The organism is Clostridium bowmanii (assembly GCF_018861315.1).
GTDB lineage: Bacteria > Bacillota > Clostridia > Clostridiales > Clostridiaceae > Clostridium_AD > Clostridium_AD bowmanii.
In genome coordinates, this window is the sequence record NZ_JAHLDL010000098.1 from 1 (window position 1) to 1,397 (window position 1,397).

General features: G+C 27.3%; 1 protein-coding gene. It reads left to right on the forward strand.

Translation table 11 applies throughout. The features are described from left to right. On the forward strand, positions 1 to 1,361 hold a 1,361-nt coding region (locus KPL51_RS23015; RefSeq protein ID WP_216166766.1), incomplete at its 5' end, for an ISL3 family transposase. Positions 1,362 to 1,397 lie beyond the last annotated feature (36 nt).

Sequence of the window (1,397 nt, forward strand, 5' to 3'; positions counted from 1 at the left end):
AAAAAAAAGCGCCAATTATTGATAAAGAGAAAATAACAAAAATATGTATCGATGATTTTGCTATAAAAAAAAGAGAATCATATGGAACCATCATGATAGATATTGAAACACATCGAATTATAGATTTAATTCTTTCCCGAGATTGCGATGAAGTAGTAAAATGGTTAAAATCATATCCTAATATTCAAATAGTTTCTAGAGACGGTTCTATTACATATAAAAAGGCTATTACGTTAGCACATCCCAATGCAATTCAAGTAAGTGACAGATTTCATATTTTGAAAAATCTAACATCCTATTGCAAAGACTATCTGATGCAATACTTAAAACCCAAAGTAGCAATTGATGTAGTAAACAAAGCAGACTCAAACAGTATAACTTCAAGATCACCCATTCAAAATAAGCAATTAACATTAGAAGAAAAAATAATGAAATCAACTCAATTATTACAGGAGGGCATTGGTAAAAGCCAAATTTGTAAGCAATTAAATATGGATATAAGAGTATTTAATAAATTATCATCTATGAGTAATGATGCGCGTTTATCTTATTTAAAAAGTTCAATGCAAGTGTCACATGAAGATAAAGTTGCCCAAAAGATTAAAAAGGTAATTGTAGTACGAAATATGTACAATAATAAGTGTTCAATAAGAGCAATCGCAAGAGAACTTAGAATGTCCAGTAAGACAATTACTAAATACCTAGACGATAAATTTTCTGCTATTAATGGAAATTATAATGTTAAAAAAAAGAGTATTTTAGATCCGTTTTTAGAAGAAATCAATGAATTAATAGATAAAAATTATACTTCATCTGAAATAGAGACCATAATTCGTCTAAAGGGCTATAAAGGCTCTGACAGCACTATTCGTCATTATAGAACTCGCTTAAAAAAGTCAATTTATGAGGCACATAAGAATAGTACAAGTTCTGTAGCTAAATCAGAGCTAGTTGAGCGATATAAGTTGCTAAAGCTATTATATAACCCTGTAACTAAAGTAAATGGGTTATCAATTGAATGTGTAAATAAAGTAAATATAAAGTATCCCAAATATAAAGAAATAATTGATTTAGTAGTTGATTTTAGAACAATTTTAAAAGAAAAATCTGAATTTAAAATTAATAAATGGATACAACAAGCATCTTACTTAAATAATAAATATATCAATTCATTTATAAATGGAATAACCAGAGATATTACAGCGGTTAAAAATGCTATTACATACGATTATAATAATGGATTAGCAGAAGGAAGTGTTAATAAATTAAAAGTTATAAAAAGAATTATGTATGGTCGTAATAGTTTTGATATGTTGTATAAGAAAATCTTATGGCTTGAAAATAGACGTGTAATCAACTAACATTGGAAAGAACCACTTTTCACTTGACAAATACAG